The organism is Nocardia amikacinitolerans NBRC 108937 (assembly GCF_001612615.1).
Classification (GTDB): Bacteria; Actinomycetota; Actinomycetes; order Mycobacteriales; family Mycobacteriaceae; genus Nocardia; species Nocardia amikacinitolerans.
Genome location: NZ_BDAU01000028.1, coordinates 164,703 through 178,175 on the forward strand (window position 1 = coordinate 164,703; position 13,473 = coordinate 178,175).

Sequence of the window (13,473 nt, forward strand, 5' to 3'; positions counted from 1 at the left end):
TCACCACGACCGTGCTCGCATGCTCAGGATCAGCGTCTTACCGTCCCGGCTGACGGTCTGCACCACCTGGGGATAGACGATGGGTGCGCTGTTGGGTTGGTATTGGGTCAGGTCGACCTCGAAGGTGTCGGGGTTCACCTGGGCGATGCGCAGGCAGTGCGTGGTGCCGACCGGGATCTGCTCGTTGATGGCGGCCTGAATGGTCTCGGCCGGTGAGACGTTGACCGAATCGGGCGCCACGTACCTGCGCGCCTGCTCGCCGCTGCGCTCGACGTAGAACCCGTACTGGAAGCCGAGAATCGCGTCGGGACCCGAGTCGAATCCACCGGGGCCGTTCCCGACCGTCACCCTGTCGTCCTTGCTTGGCACGCAGCCCCGCCCGACGCTCGAGTCCGATGTCGGCGCGGCCGTCGTGCCTTCGTCACCGCCGCCGTTGACCGCGACGATGGTCACCACCAGACCGATCAGCACGGCGACCGCGGCCGCGACACCGCCCACGATCCAGCGTTTGTTGCCGTCGGAGCCGCCGGTCGTCGCGACGGGCGCGCCGGGCGCGAGCCGCTTGGCGATCGGATCGTCGGCCCAGGACAGGCCGGGGTCGGCGGCGGGCGGCGGCTTGGGCACCTCACCGGATTCGCTCGGGCTGTTCCACCAGCGTTCCGGGGCGCCCGCGGTCGGCGCCGCGGTGTGCCGCACGGTCGCGTCGGCGGACACGTCCCGCTCGACGTCGCGTGCGGGCGCGGGAGGGGCCTGCGGCGCGGGCGGCGCGTCCGGGAAGACCGTCGTATCCGGAGCGCGGTACTGCGGCGGCGTCGGCGGCACCGGCGGCGCCTCCGCGGCGGGCCGCCAGCCGACGTCCGGATGGTCGCCAGGGGGTTCGGGCCACTGCGGGCCGACCTCCCCCAGCTGCGGACCACCGAACTCGCTCAGCGGCGGACCGAAATCGCCGCCGCCGACCGACGGGCCGAAATCCCCTGTCGGCGGACCGAAATCGCTCAGCGGCGGACCGAACTGCGACCCGGGCTTGTCGGCTTCGTTGTCCTTCGCGTCACCTTCGGAGCCCACACCCAATCCTTTCCCCAGAACACACGGGTGGGGCGGTCGAGAACGACCGCCCCACCCGTTGAACAGCTCGTGTCAGTACTGGAACGAGCCACCCCACTGCGTGGTCACGCCAGCCACGTTGACCGTCTGCGGAGCCAAGTCGCCCGGCGGGACAATCGGCGGAAGTTTAACCTGCGAAGCGGCTTCCAGCGCGGCGGCACCACCCGGCTGAGCGGCGATCCACTGCTCGACCGACGCCTTGGCCAGGTTCACCTGGGTGGTGTCGAGCACGAACGAGTTGGTGTTCGGGGCCAGACCCTCGCCACCGGTGTAGCTGGTGACCTTGATCGTGTTCACGTCGACGAACTCGACCGACACACCGGCCTCGCCCTTACCGGTCGGGGTGTTGTACCCGATCGTGCCGACGTAACCCGCCTCGTTGCTGAAGTGGTGGGTGTTGGCCACGTAACCGGGCAGCACGGCGCCGCCGTCGATGTTCGCGCCGAATTCCTGGTGCGGACCGCTCATCTCGACGACCGGGGCGGCGGGCGCGGCCTGCAGGCGCGGTGCCTGCCAGCGCGGTTCCTGCACCAGCGTTTCCGACTCCGACGGCGCGGAGGAGCCCGGCCGATCCGGCTGCGCGGCACGCGCGTCGGCATCGCCGCCCGGCTGAGCGCCGCTCTCGCCACCCGGACGGGTTTCGCCCGGCTGACCCGGCTTCGGCTCTTCGGCCTCGGTACCCGGAACCACGACCGGCTGCGCGGGCTCGGTCTGGCCCGGCACCGGCAGCGGCGCGACGCGCGGGCTGGTGACGCCCGGCTGGCTCGGCACGGTTAGTTTCGGATCCTTCTTCGGATCCGGCATCACCTGGTTCGGATCCGGGGTGTTGACACCCGGCTGGCTCGGGGTCGGCGAGCTCTCCGGCTTGTTCGGGTCCGACTGTTCGGTGTTGCCCGGATCCGGCTTGGTGGTCTCCGGAGTGTTCTGCGCCTCCGGCGTCTCGGTGCCCGGCTGGACCGGAGCCGGCGTGGTCGGCGTGCTCGGATCGTTCGGAACTGCCCCCGCCGGCGCCGCGAACAATGTAGCCACGGCAGCCGCGGTGGCCAGTGGCAATGATGTGCTCGCCATCGCTCGCTGCGCCCGACTCGGCTTACGATGTTTCACTTTTCGCCAATCCCTTTCCCGGGTGCGGCCGAATCGGTCGCACTCAGTTTGTCCCTGGTGAGACGCGCCTCGATCGCCGAACAACCCGAGGGCCGTTCGCTGTTCGGTTTCGGAAAGGACCTTCCCCCCACACCAGAACCACGCGACCGCCCGCCGATCGCATCTCTGCGGGCAGTCAACCACATGTGCGGCGTGCAGGCAACGCAGTGAAATACCCGAGCCGACAACGTCACTCGACGCGTCGACCGACATCGCCGCGAGAACCGCGGCGCCGCGCGTCAATCCAGGTCGTCGTGGCGCATGAGCAGGCGGCCCGCCTCGGTGACCGAACCGGTGAGCGACGGGTACACCGAGAAGGTCTGGGCCAGATCGTTGACCGTCAGGTTGTTCTGTACGGCGAGTGCGATCGGCAGGATCAGCTCGGAGGCGATCGGCGCGACCACGACGCCGCCGATCACGACGCCGGTGGCCGGACGGCAGAAGACCTTGACGAAGCCGCGGCGCAGGCCCGACATCTTGGCCCTCGGGTTGGTGTTCAGCGGCAGCATCACGGTCCGCGCGGGCACCTCGCCGTTGTCGATCGAGTTCTGGCTGACGCCGACGGTGGCGATCTCCGGCCTGGTGAACACGGCCGAGGCCACGGTCTTGAGCCGAATCGGGCTGACGCCCTCACCCAGCGCGTGGTACATCGCGATGCGGCCCTGCATGGCCGCCACCGAGGCCAGCGGCAGCAGGCCCGTGCAGTCGCCCGCGGCGTAGATGCCGGACACCGAGGTGCGCGAGACCCGGTCGACCCGCAGGTAGCCGCCGCGGTCGAGATCGACGCCCAGCTCTTCCAGGCCCAGATCCGTGGTATTCGGTGTGGAACCCACGGTCATCAGCGCGTGCGTGCCAGCGACGGTGCGGCCGTCGGAGAGCTTGACGACGATGCCTTCCGCGGTTCGCTCGACGGCGTCGGCCCTCGCGTGCTTCACCAGCTCGACGCCGCGCTCGGCCAGCGCTTCCTCGAGCACGAGGGCGGCGTCGGCGTCCTCGTGCGGCAGCACCCGATCGCGGCTGGACACCAGCTTCACCCGGACGCCCAATTCCGTGTAGGCGGAGACGAATTCGGCGCCGGTGACACCGGAACCGACCACCACCAGGGTCTCAGGAAGCTCGCGCAGGTCGTAGAGCTGACGCCAGTTCAGGATGCGCTCGCCGTCGGGTTCGGCGCCGGGCAGCACGCGCGGGCTCGCGCCGGTGGCGATCAGCACCACCTCTGCCTCGATCAGCCGCTCGCGCTCGCGACCGCCGTCGAGCTCGAGGAGCACGCGATGCGCCGCACGCCCGCCGCCGTTCTCGGCCAGCCGCGCGGAGCCGGAGAGGACGGTCACGCCCGCGGACTGCAACTTGGAGCGGATATCGGAGGACTGCGCCAGCGCCAGCGCTTTGACGCGCGAGTTCACCTCCGGCAGCCGCACGGCCGCCTGGCTCGGGTCGAGCGTGATTCCCAGGTCCCTTGCCCGGCGCAGATCGGTGCGCACACCGGTGGAGGCGATGAAAGTCTTCGACGGGACACAGTCCCACAACACACACGCGCCACCGATGCCGTCGCGGTCGATCAGTGTCACGTCCGCGCCGTGCTGGGCCGCGACCAAGGCCGCCTCATAGCCGGCCGGTCCGCCACCGATGATCGCAATGCGGGTCATGGATACCTCCGCTCGAGCTGTCGACCGGGATCTCCGGTACCTGGCTAACGTTAGTGGTCGGCGCGCTGTCGGGCTCGCCACACCTGGCCGTCGCGCCGGGAACACGGCGTCATGTGGGCGGGATAGCGGCGATCCGGTGTCATCATTGGCTACCCTTTGCAGGTGCCGATCTACGCCGCCTACGGGTCCAACATGGACTCGACCCAGATGCTCGAGCGCTGTCCGCACTCCCCCATGTCCGGAACCGGCTGGTTGGAGGGCTGGCGGCTGACCTTCGCCGGCGACGACATCGGGTGGGAAGGGCCGCTGGCGACGGTCGTCGAGGAACCGGGTTCCCGGGTGTTCGTCGTGCTCTACGACGTCTCCCCCGAGGACGAGCAGCTGCTGGACCGGTGGGAGGGCTCGGACTTCGGCATCCACAAGAAGATCCGGCTGCGCGTCACCCCGAGTCCGGGCAGCGGCACCGAGCCGCGGCTGGCCTGGCTGTACGTGCTCGACGCCTACGAGGGCGGCCTACCGTCGGCGCGCTATCTTGGCGTGATGGCCGACGCGGCCGAAAAGGCAGGCGCACCAGAGGAATACGTGCACGCGCTACGGACGCGCAACAGCCGCAACGTGGGACCTGGCAACTACTCGAGCTGAGACGCCGAACCCCGCCGCCGGAGCAACCGGACGGCGGGGTTCGTTCGTTTCGCCTGTTTCGGACGCCTCGCCTGTCGAGACGCCTGGATTTTCGGACGCCTCGATTTTCAGAACCGTCGCTTTTCAGAACCCTCGCTTTTCAGACCTCAGCGCGGCGGCGTCTGCAACACGATGTTCGACAGCACCCGCACGCCCACCGCGAGCGCGCGCTCGTCGATGTCGAAGGTCGGCTGGTGCAGGTCCAGTTGCTCGCCATGCCCGGACCAGACGCCGAGCCGCGCCATCGCGCCGGGCACCTCCTCCAGGTACCAGGAGAAGTCCTCGCCGCCGCCGGACTGGATGGTGTCGGCCAGCGCGTCGGGGCCGAGCGCGCGGATGGCGTCCTCGAAGATCCTGGTCGAGTGCTCGTCGTTGACCACGGGCGGCACGCCGCGGCGGTAGTTGAGCTGGTACCGCACGCCGGTCGGCGCGAGCAGGCCGTCGACGATCTCGTGCACCATCGGCTCGAGCAGCGACCAGGTCGCGTGGTCGCCGGTCCGGACGGTGCCGGTGAGCATGCCCGTCTGCGGTATGGCGTTCGGCGCCTTCCCAGCCGACACCGCGCCCCACACCATCACGGTGCTGGTCCGCGGGTCGATGCGGCGGCTGAGCAGGCCGGGCAGGCCGGTGATCACGGTGCCGATCGCGTAGACGAGGTCGCTGGTCAGGTGCGGACGCGAGGTGTGGCCGCCCGGCGAGTCGAGCACCAGCTCGATGGTGTCGGCGGCCGAGGTGATCGCGCCGACCCGGATGCCGACCCTGCCGACCTCCAGGCGCGGATCGCAGTGCAGCGCGAAGATCCGCTCAACCCCCTCCATGACGCCCGCCGCGACCAGGTCGATCGCGCCGCCCGGCATCACTTCCTCGGCGGGCTGGAAGATCAGCCGCACGCCGACCGGCAGGTCGGGGATCTCGGCGAGCGCGAGGGCGGTGCCGAGCAGGACGGTGGTGTGCGCGTCATGGCCGCAGGCGTGCGAGACGCCGGGGACGGTCGAGGCGAAGCTGAGGCCGGTGAACTCCTGCAGCGGGAGCGCGTCCATGTCGGCGCGCAGGCCGATGCGCGGTCCCTCGGGGCCGATGTCACAGATCAGGCCGGTGCCGCCGGGCATCTTCTGCGGGGAAAGACCCGCCTTGGTCAGCCAGGCCGCGACGAACTCGGTCGTGCCGAACTCGGTGCGGGAAAGCTCCGGGTTCGCGTGGATGTGCCTGCGCCACTGCACGAGGTCGACAGCGTGCTCGGCCAGCCACGAGTCGACCGCATCCCGGGCGGTCACGACGGTGTCCGTCGCGACGCCGCCCGGCGCCTCCGGGGTCAGGCACGCGGCACCCATGGGGCCGGTGGCTCGCGCCGAGGTGTTCGACAATGCGGCACTCGCGGGGCCCTCCGTGGTAGCGCGCGCCGCCTCCTGGCCCGTCGCTCGCGCCGCCGGTCGGCCTGTAGTGCTCACCGAATGTCCTCCTGTCGTTGAACGAGTCGTTGCAACAACCTGTCTCTGTGTTCTTCATCGCGGGCGACGGCGATTGCGGTACGCGCCAGCGCGATCGCGCCATCTGTCACCGCGCGATCCGCCGAGGCGTTGACACTCGCCTCGGCGAAGCCCGGCTGATGTGTCACCGCCCCACCGGCGTCTATGCCGATGACCGGATGGATGCCCGGGATGACGTTGGTGACATTGCCCATATCGGTGCTGCCGAGCGGTCGCTGCGCCTCGAGCTCCGGTGCGATCGGCACCCGTCCCAGGTCGGCGATCTGCTCACGATAGGCACACAGTAGTGCCGGATCGGGCGTCAGCTCGGTATATGTAGGCGCGAGCGTCCGGATTTCGTGGGTGCAGCCGGTCGCGAGGGCGCCCGCCTCGAAACAAGCCGACGCTCGTCGCATCAGATCGTCGAGGGATGCGGAGTCGACTGCGCGTAGGTAGTACAGCAGTTCCGCACGTCCGGGCACGATGTTGGGGGCTACGCCACCGTCGCTGACTATACCGTGAAGTTGCTGACCGGGTAGAAGGTGCTGCCTCAGCAAACCGAGAGCAACCTGCGCGACGGTGACGGCGTCCCCCGCGTTGCGGCCGTACTCGGGGGCCGCGCTGGCGTGCGCCTCGCGCCCGCGGAAGAGCACGCCCAGGTCGGCGAGGGCGAGCGAACGGGCGCCGACGATGTCGTAAGGGCCGGGATGCACCATCATCGCCATCGCGATGTCGTCGAAGACGCCGCGCTCCAGCATCAGCACCTTGCCGCCGCCGCTCTCCTCGGCGGGCGTCCCGAGCACCACGACGGTGATGCCGAGTTCGTCGGCCACCTCGGCGAGGCCGAGCGCCGCGCCGACGGCCGACGCGGCGATGATGTTGTGCCCGCAGGCGTGCCCGATCTCGGGCAGCGCGTCGTATTCGGCGCAGATGCCGACCGTCAGCTCGCCGCTTCCGCAGCTCGCGCGAAAGGCCGTCGGCAGGTCGGCGACGCCCGCCTGGATCTCGAAACCGCGCTCGGCGAGCGGCGCGAGGACCTTGGCGACGCTGCGCGTCTCCTCGAAGGCCAACTCCGGCTCGGCGTGGATGGCGTGCGACAGCTCGATCAGCCGGGTCGCCGCGGCGTCGATCGCGGCGTCGGAGGCCGCCGCGGCGCCGTCGGTGCGGACAGCGCGCGGCATGCTGCTCTTTTCCTCAGGCCCGCTGCGCGGTGATGGCATGGGACACAGTCTGGCACTGTGGCGCGAATCGGGCGCGTCCCGTGTCCGTCGACCTGCTCACATCCGGGCCTCGCCAGGGGTTATCCGACGGCGAACGCCAGGTTCTCCGGGCTTGTGCGCACCGCGAGTCCGGCCAGCGCTTCGGCGTGCAGCGCCCGCTTGATGATCGGCAGATTCGGCTTGCGGTTGCCCGCCAGTGCCGCGGCCTGTGCGACGGCGGTCTCCAGCAACACGTCGGCTTCGGCGGCTTGGTCCACGATGCCGGCCGCGATGGCCTGATCGGCCGGGTAGCGGTGGCCGGTGGTCATGGCCTGCACGCAGACCTGGTTGCTCAGGCGGTTGGTGAGCAGGGCGTTCATGCCGACGGTGAAGGGCATGCCGAGGTGCACCTCGGGCAGGCTCCAGAAGCCGCGATCGGCCCGCATGACGCGGAAGTCGTGCGAGGTGGCGAGCATGGCGCCCGCACCGAACGCGTGGCCGTTGATGGCGGCGACCGTCGGCATCGGGAAGGCCAGCAGGCGGGTGTAGAGCGAGTGCACCTTGTCCAGGTAGCCGTGCATCTCGCCGAGGTTGCCGAACAACCAGTCGGTGTCGAGACCGTTGCTGAAGAACTTGCCGGTCGCCGTGGTCACCAGCGCCGCGGGCCCCTCCGAGGCCTCGACCTTGTCGAACAGCGCGTGCACCTGATCGATCCAGTCCGGATGGAAGCGGTTCTCGCTGTCGGTCTGTCCCTCGCTCCCGAGGTACAGCACGAACACATCTCCCTGACGCTCCAGATACGGCATGCGTGCAGCGTATCGCCCTGGGCGGACAACCCCTACTCGCGGGTAGCCCCGCGTTGTGGGCGTGGGACGGTAAAGCTCGATAGGGTTACGGCATGCTTGCCGAACAGGCCGCCGAGGCGATCGCGGAACGTACGGGAGTCGAGCGCCACCGGGTGGCCGTTGTGCTGGGGTCGGGGTGGCAGCAGGCGGCCGCGGAGGTCGGTGCGCCGTCGGCGTCGGTGTCGATGCCGGAACTGCCCGGCTTCGGCGAACCGACCGCGCAGGGCCATGTCGGCGTGGTGCATTCGGTGCCCGTCGGTGAGACGCCGGTGCTGCTGCTGATGGGCCGCCAGCATCTCTACGAGGGCTATCAGCCCGCGGACGTGGTGCACCCGGTGTCGGCCGCGGTGGCGGCGGGCGCAGAGATCGTGGTGCTGACCAACGCGGCGGGCGGCATCCGGCCCGGCTTGCAGGTCGGTGAGCCGGTCCTGATCAGCGATCACCTCAATCTCACTGCCCGGACCCCGCTGGCGGGCGCCACCTTCGTCGACCTGGTCGACGCGTGGGACCCCGAATTGCGCGCGCTGGCAAGGGAAGTCGACCCGAGCCTGACCGAGGGCGTGTACGCGGGCCTGACCGGACCGCAGTACGAGACGCCCGCCGAGATCCGCATGCTGCGCACCATCGGCGCCGACCTGGTCGGCATGTCGACGGTGCTGGAAGCCATCGCCGCCCGCGCGCTCGGCGCCCGGCTGCTCGGCATCTCGCTGGTGACCAACCTGGCCGCTGGCGTGACCGGGGAACACCTTTCGCACGCGGAGGTGCTCGCCGAGGGCAACGCGGCCGCGCCGAGGCTCGGCAAACTGCTGCGCGGCGTGCTGGAGCGGCTCTAGATGCTGCGCTTCGGGACCGCCGGTCTGCGCGGGCCACTGCGCGAGGGCCCCGACGGCATGAACGTGACGACCGTGAGCAGGGCGACGGCGGGCGTTGTCGACTGGCTGCGCGGCCGCTGCCTCGGCGGCGGTCGGGTCGTCGTCGGTCGCGACGCCAGGCACGGTTCGCCCGAATTCGCCACCGCGGTCGCGGAAATCTTTGCGGCGGCGGGCTTTCCGGTCACGCTGCTGCCCGGAGCGGTGCCGACGCCGGTGGTGGCGTACGCGGTGCGCGAGCTCGGCGCGGTGGCGGGCGTGCAGATCACCGCGTCGCACAATCCGCCCGCCGACAACGGCTACAAGCTCTATCTCGACGGCGGTTCGCAGTTGATCGCGCCCGCCGACACCGAGATCGAGCGCTGCATCGAGGCGGTCGGCGAACCGATCCCGCGCACACCGGTCGCCGAATCCGACGACGCGCTCGTGCACCGCTATCTCGCGCGGGTCGCTCAGTTGCCGGACCTCGTCGGCGGGCCGGGTGCGCGCAACGACATCCGGATCGCGCTGACGCCGCTACACGGAGTCGGCGGCGATCTCGCCGTGCGGGCGCTCGCCGCGGCGGGTTTCACCGACGTGCACCTGGTGACCGAGCAATTCGTGCCCGATCCGGACTTCCCCACCGTCGCCTTCCCGAATCCGGAGGAGCCGGGAGCCGCCGATCTACTGCTCGCGCTGGCCGAACGGGTGAACGCCGATGTGGCCATCGCGTTGGACCCCGACGCGGATCGGTGCGCGGTCGGCGTGCCTGGCCCGGACGGGTGGCGGATGCTGCGCGGCGACGAAGCCGGTGTGCTGCTCGGTGCTTGCGTACTGCGCACCGCGCCGCCGGACGCGCTGGTCGCCACCACGATCGTGTCGTCGCGGCTGCTGTCCAAGCTGGCGGCGGCGCGCGGCGCCCGTTACGCCGAGACGCTCACCGGCTTCAAATGGCTCGCCAGGGCGGGCGACGGGCTGGTGTACGCCTACGAGGAGGCCATCGGGCACTGCGTCGACCCGGCGGCCGTGCGCGACAAGGACGGCATCTCGGCGGCCGTCCTCACCGCCGACCTGGTGGCGCGGTTGAAGGCCGAAGGACGCACGCTGCTCGACGAACTCGACGGGTACGCGGTCGAATTCGGCCTGCACGCGGGCGATCAGGTCGCGTTGCGGCTGGCCGACGCCGAGGCCGCCGCCGCGGTGGTCGAGCGGCTTCGCACCGACCCGCCCGGCGAGATCGCGGGCGAACCGATGAAATACGCGGATCTGCTCCAGGCGCGCGGACGGATGCGCACCGACGCGCTGATTTTCGAGGGCGCGGGCTCCCGTGTGGTGATTCGTCCGTCCGGGACCGAGCCGAAACTCAAGTGCTATCTGGAGGTCGTCGAGCCGGTGACCGACAGCGCCGGTCTCGCGCACGCGAGAAGCGTTGCGGCCGAGCGGCTCGCGGCGCTCGCCGAGTTCTGTCGCGCGCTGTAGCCCGCCGCCACGACGGGGCGTCAGCCGACCCCGACCCACCACGCCGCCGTTGCACGCGTACGGCGGGCACCGCCGAGTCTTTCGCGCAGCCGCGCTGAAAAGTCCGCGAGTTCGCGTCAGCGCGGTCCGAACTGGCGGTCGCCCGCGTCGCCGAGGCCGGGGACGATGTAGGCGTCGGAGTTCAGGCCCGAGTCGACGGTCGCGGTCACCAACCGCACCGGCAGGTCCGACTTCTCCAGTAGCGCAATGCCTTCCGGTGCCGCGACCACGCAGATCGCGGTGATGTCGGTCGCGCCGCGCGCGGCGAGCAGTTCGAGGGTGTGGCGCATGGAGCCGCCGGTCGCCACCATCGGGTCGAGCACGTACACCGGGATACCGGACAGGTCGGCGGGCAGCGATTCCATGTACGGCACCGGCTGGTGCGTGGTCTCGTCGCGGGCGATGCCGACGAAACCGACCTGGGCGTTGGGGATCAGCTCGGCCGCCGCGTCGACCATGCCGAGCCCGGCGCGCAGCACCGGGACCAGCAGCGGCGGATGGGCAAGCCGCACGCCCTCGGCGAAGGCGACGGGGGTTTCGATTTCGTACCTGGTCACGGGCGCCTCGCGCAGCGCTTCGTAGACCAGGATGCCGGTGAGATCGCGCAGCGCGTTGCGGAAGACCGCGTTGGGTGTGCGCGCGTCGCGCATCGTCGTCAGCAGGGTGGCGGCGAGTGGGTGGTCCACGGTGTGCGTACGCATGAGGGAACGATAAGGTTCGAGGCGAGTTCGGCGTCGAACGTCCTCGTGAATTTTTTTCGCGGGGCGTGGAACCGAATGGCAAGGCGGCGCGTCGAACCAGTTGGATGACGTACTCTGCCTGGGAACGAACAGATGGGGGAAGCACTATGGCAAAGATGTCGGCGGACACCGAGGGCATCGCCGCCTACGGCGCCACCGCCGAGGTGATGGCCGGTGAAATGGCCGGTGTCGCAGCGGGGGCCGCGGGCGCCTCGCCCGCGTTGCTCGGGCCGATCATGGGCCTCATCGGCGGGGATTTCATGGCCGCGTACTCCGCGGCCCACGCCGGACACGTCGCGTCGATCGCGCAACTGTCAGCGGTCCTTTCCAGCATGGGCGGCGCGGCGGCCGGCGCGGCGACCGTGCTCACCGAGACCGACCTGAACAACGCGGCCGCGCTGAAGTCCGCCGACCTGGACGGATGAGCCGGTGATCGACGTCAACCTCCTGGTCAAGCCGCTGCTCGACCTGCTCGGCAGCTTCGGCACCGGCGTGCTGCCCAGCGGCGGCCCCGCCGACTCGCTGGTCTCCACCTCGACGGCGCTGGATCAGCTGCATCAGTTGGGCCGCAACAGCATCAACCAGATGAACACCGCGTGGGACGGCGTCGCCGCCGACGCCGCGACCGCGAAGGCACTGCGCGTGCAGACCTCCGCCGCGAACATCTCCGACCGCGGCAACGAGATGGCGACGGTCGTCGACCAGGCCGCCACCGAGGTGGAGACCGGGCAGAAGGATCTCAACGGCATCGTCCAGTCCTTCGTGAACACCGCGACGGCGCTCGGCCCGACGATCGCGACGCCGCCGGGATTCGCGGCACTGGTCGGCACCGCCATCGATCACCTGAACCAGGGACTCGGCGTGGTCGGCCGGGTGCGCAACGAACTGGACACGCACACCGCGACCATGACCCAGCTGACCCCGGCGCCCTCGAGCCCGTCGCTCGCGTCGCTGCCCGGCGCGATCACCAGCACCGCGGGCTCCGGCCTCCAAGGCCTGATGGGCGTGGTCGGCCAGGCCGGTTCGCTGATCACCAGCGTGGCGAGCACTTCGGCGCAGAACGTCGCCAAGACGAGTCCGGGCACGAACAACACCTCGAGCTCGAACTCCACGAAGCCCGGCGACAGCACCGCCGCGCCGAGCAGCAAGGACGGCGTCAAGATCACCCTGCCGGACGGCAGTGTCGTCGAGGCGCCGAACGAGAAGGCCGCGACCGCCGTCCAGTCGGCGCTGAGCGCGGTCGGCACCCCGTACGTCTGGGGCGGCAACACCCCTGGGTCCGGCATCGATTGCAGCGGCCTCACCAAGTACGCCTACGGCGAGGCGGGCGTCGAACTGCCGCGCCTTGCCCAGGAACAGCACATCGGACACCCGCAGGTGTCGCCCGGCGATCTGATGCCGGGTGACCTGGCCGTATGGGACGGCCATGTCGCCATGGTCGTCGGCAACGGACAGCTCGTCGAGGCCGGTGATCCGGTCTCGGTCAGTTCCATCCGAACGGAGAACATGGGTATGGAGTTCTACGGCTTCTACAGGCCGACAGCATGACCGAGCAGCAGGCCCAGCAGATCCCGAACGTCACCCTGGCCGTCAGCCAGAACCGGTCCGGCACCATCGCGGTGCGCGCGACCGACCAAGGCATGCCGGTCGAGATCAAGTTCGAGCGCAGCGAATACCGTTACGGCGCACAGGCTCTCGCCAACGAGATCCTGCGCCTGACCCAGCGCTCGGCCATCGCCGCGCGCGCCAAGCGCCGCGAGGTCCTCGCCGAGTCGGGCATGCCCGCCGACATCCTGGACCGGCTCGGACTGCCGACCAGGCAGCAGGCGGTCGACGAACTCGACCGCATCGACGACGCCGACACGGGACCGACGAGCTGGATGCGGCCGGTATGAGCAAGCGGAGCGAGCGAAGCGAGGAATTGGCATGAGTGCCGAGATGGACGCGCTCGTCGCGAGCGCGACCCAGAAACTGGAAGCGCTCGAGGCCGCACTGTACGGCCTCAAGCAGGTGCGCGGCCAGTTCACCACCGAGGACGGCGCGGTCACCGTCGAGGTGAACAGCGAGGGCGCGCTGGTCGGTCTGACGCTGTCGGAGGCGGTCACGTCGATGGCCCCCGCCGACGTCTCCCAGCTGATCGTCTGGGCTTGCAGGCAGGCCTCCGAGGACGCGGGAGCGCAGCGCTCGAAGGTCGTTGCGACACTGAACGAGTCGTTCGCCCCGGCGCCCAACGGCGCGGCGGGCACAATTGGGGGCGGGCCGGATAGTGCCTGAGCCGGA

14 protein-coding genes are annotated in these 13,473 nt (G+C 70.2%); 7 read left to right on the forward strand and 7 right to left on the reverse strand.

The genetic code is table 11. The annotated features are described in order from the left end of the window. From NAM01S_RS34200 to NAM01S_RS21030, 3 genes are all read right to left on the reverse strand, one after another. Positions 1 to 1,065: a DUF8176 domain-containing protein gene (locus tag NAM01S_RS34200; protein ID WP_253799015.1), complete on the reverse strand. Its 1,065-nt coding sequence runs from the start codon at positions 1,063 to 1,065 to the stop codon at positions 1 to 3. A gap of 72 nt (positions 1,066 to 1,137) precedes the next feature. Then, on the reverse strand, positions 1,138 to 2,133 hold the full coding sequence (locus tag NAM01S_RS21025) for a hypothetical protein (protein ID WP_067787899.1): 996 nt from the start codon (positions 2,131 to 2,133) through the stop codon (positions 1,138 to 1,140). Positions 2,134 to 2,486: 353 nt separating this feature from the next. Further along, on the reverse strand, positions 2,487 to 3,896 hold the full coding sequence (locus tag NAM01S_RS21030) for an NAD(P)H-quinone dehydrogenase (protein WP_067787786.1): 1,410 nt from the start codon (positions 3,894 to 3,896) through the stop codon (positions 2,487 to 2,489). A 162-nt stretch (positions 3,897 to 4,058) separates the two neighbouring features. On the opposite strand from NAM01S_RS21030, the gene NAM01S_RS21035 reads away from it, so the two are divergent. Then, positions 4,059 to 4,538 (forward strand): gamma-glutamylcyclotransferase family protein, encoded by a 480-nt coding sequence (locus NAM01S_RS21035; protein ID WP_067787901.1) that lies wholly within the window; start codon positions 4,059 to 4,061, stop codon positions 4,536 to 4,538. Between the two features lie 146 nt (positions 4,539 to 4,684). Here NAM01S_RS21035 and NAM01S_RS21040 read toward each other — a convergent pair whose 3' ends face one another. From NAM01S_RS21040 to NAM01S_RS21050, 3 genes are all read right to left on the reverse strand, one after another. After that, complete coding sequence (locus tag NAM01S_RS21040) at positions 4,685 to 5,893, reverse strand: M20 family metallopeptidase (RefSeq protein ID WP_174554842.1); 1,209 nt, start codon at positions 5,891 to 5,893, stop codon at positions 4,685 to 4,687. Between the two features lie 128 nt (positions 5,894 to 6,021). Further along, a complete protein-coding gene (locus tag NAM01S_RS21045) occupies positions 6,022 to 7,224 on the reverse strand; it encodes a M20 family metallopeptidase (RefSeq protein ID WP_067787787.1) in 1,203 nt (400 codons plus the stop codon). Positions 7,225 to 7,343: 119 nt separating this feature from the next. Beyond that, positions 7,344 to 8,048 carry an enoyl-CoA hydratase-related protein gene (locus NAM01S_RS21050; RefSeq protein WP_067787789.1) on the reverse strand — a complete coding sequence of 235 codons (705 nt, stop codon included), beginning with the start codon at positions 8,046 to 8,048 and terminating at the stop codon, positions 7,344 to 7,346. Positions 8,049 to 8,140: 92 nt separating this feature from the next. Between NAM01S_RS21050 and NAM01S_RS21055 the strand changes: the two genes are divergently transcribed. Further along, entirely contained in the window at positions 8,141 to 8,920 is a 780-nt protein-coding gene (locus NAM01S_RS21055; RefSeq protein ID WP_067787790.1) for a purine-nucleoside phosphorylase, read from the forward strand. Next, positions 8,921 to 10,414 carry a phospho-sugar mutase gene (locus NAM01S_RS21060; RefSeq protein WP_067787792.1) on the forward strand — a complete coding sequence of 498 codons (1,494 nt, stop codon included), beginning with the start codon at positions 8,921 to 8,923 and terminating at the stop codon, positions 10,412 to 10,414. Positions 10,415 to 10,530: 116 nt separating this feature from the next. Here NAM01S_RS21060 and upp read toward each other — a convergent pair whose 3' ends face one another. Next, positions 10,531 to 11,154, reverse strand: coding sequence for a uracil phosphoribosyltransferase (gene upp / locus NAM01S_RS21065; protein WP_067787794.1), 624 nt, complete (start codon positions 11,152 to 11,154; stop codon positions 10,531 to 10,533). Positions 11,155 to 11,300: 146 nt separating this feature from the next. Here upp and NAM01S_RS21070 point away from each other — a divergent pair, with 146 nt between their 5' ends. Genes NAM01S_RS21070 through NAM01S_RS21085 form a run of 4 tightly spaced genes read left to right on the forward strand, consistent with a single transcriptional unit; the run spans position 11,301 to position 13,467 of the window. Continuing rightward, positions 11,301 to 11,618 carry a hypothetical protein gene (locus tag NAM01S_RS21070; protein WP_067787796.1) on the forward strand — a complete coding sequence of 106 codons (318 nt, stop codon included), beginning with the start codon at positions 11,301 to 11,303 and terminating at the stop codon, positions 11,616 to 11,618. 4 nt (positions 11,619 to 11,622) lie between these two features. Further along, positions 11,623 to 12,741, forward strand: coding sequence for a C40 family peptidase (locus tag NAM01S_RS21075; RefSeq protein ID WP_067787798.1), 1,119 nt, complete (start codon positions 11,623 to 11,625; stop codon positions 12,739 to 12,741). Further along, complete coding sequence (locus NAM01S_RS21080; protein ID WP_067787800.1) at positions 12,738 to 13,088, forward strand: hypothetical protein; 351 nt, start codon at positions 12,738 to 12,740, stop codon at positions 13,086 to 13,088. Before NAM01S_RS21075 ends, NAM01S_RS21080 begins: the two co-directional genes overlap by 4 nt. A 31-nt stretch (positions 13,089 to 13,119) precedes the next feature. Then, positions 13,120 to 13,467, forward strand: coding sequence for a YbaB/EbfC family nucleoid-associated protein (locus NAM01S_RS21085; protein WP_067787802.1), 348 nt, complete (start codon positions 13,120 to 13,122; stop codon positions 13,465 to 13,467). The last annotated feature ends 6 nt before the right edge of the window (positions 13,468 to 13,473 follow it).

Bases quoted from the DNA above. Each gene is read 5' to 3' on its own strand.
- NAM01S_RS21030 (WP_067787786.1), bottom strand. From the start codon at position 3,896: ATGACCCGCATTGCGATCATCGGTGGCGGACCGGCCGGCTATGAGGCG.
- NAM01S_RS21045 (WP_067787787.1), bottom strand. From the start codon at position 7,224: ATGCCGCGCGCTGTCCGCACCGACGGCGCCGCGGCGGCCTCCGACGCC.
- NAM01S_RS21050 (WP_067787789.1), bottom strand. From the start codon at position 8,048: ATGCCGTATCTGGAGCGTCAGGGAGATGTGTTCGTGCTGTACCTCGGG.
- NAM01S_RS21055 (WP_067787790.1), top strand. From the start codon at position 8,141: ATGCTTGCCGAACAGGCCGCCGAGGCGATCGCGGAACGTACGGGAGTC.
- NAM01S_RS21060 (WP_067787792.1), top strand. From the start codon at position 8,921: ATGCTGCGCTTCGGGACCGCCGGTCTGCGCGGGCCACTGCGCGAGGGC.
- upp (WP_067787794.1), bottom strand. From the start codon at position 11,154: ATGCGTACGCACACCGTGGACCACCCACTCGCCGCCACCCTGCTGACG.
- NAM01S_RS21070 (WP_067787796.1), top strand. From the start codon at position 11,301: ATGGCAAAGATGTCGGCGGACACCGAGGGCATCGCCGCCTACGGCGCC.
- NAM01S_RS21080 (WP_067787800.1), top strand. From the start codon at position 12,738: ATGACCGAGCAGCAGGCCCAGCAGATCCCGAACGTCACCCTGGCCGTC.
- NAM01S_RS21085 (WP_067787802.1), top strand. From the start codon at position 13,120: ATGAGTGCCGAGATGGACGCGCTCGTCGCGAGCGCGACCCAGAAACTG.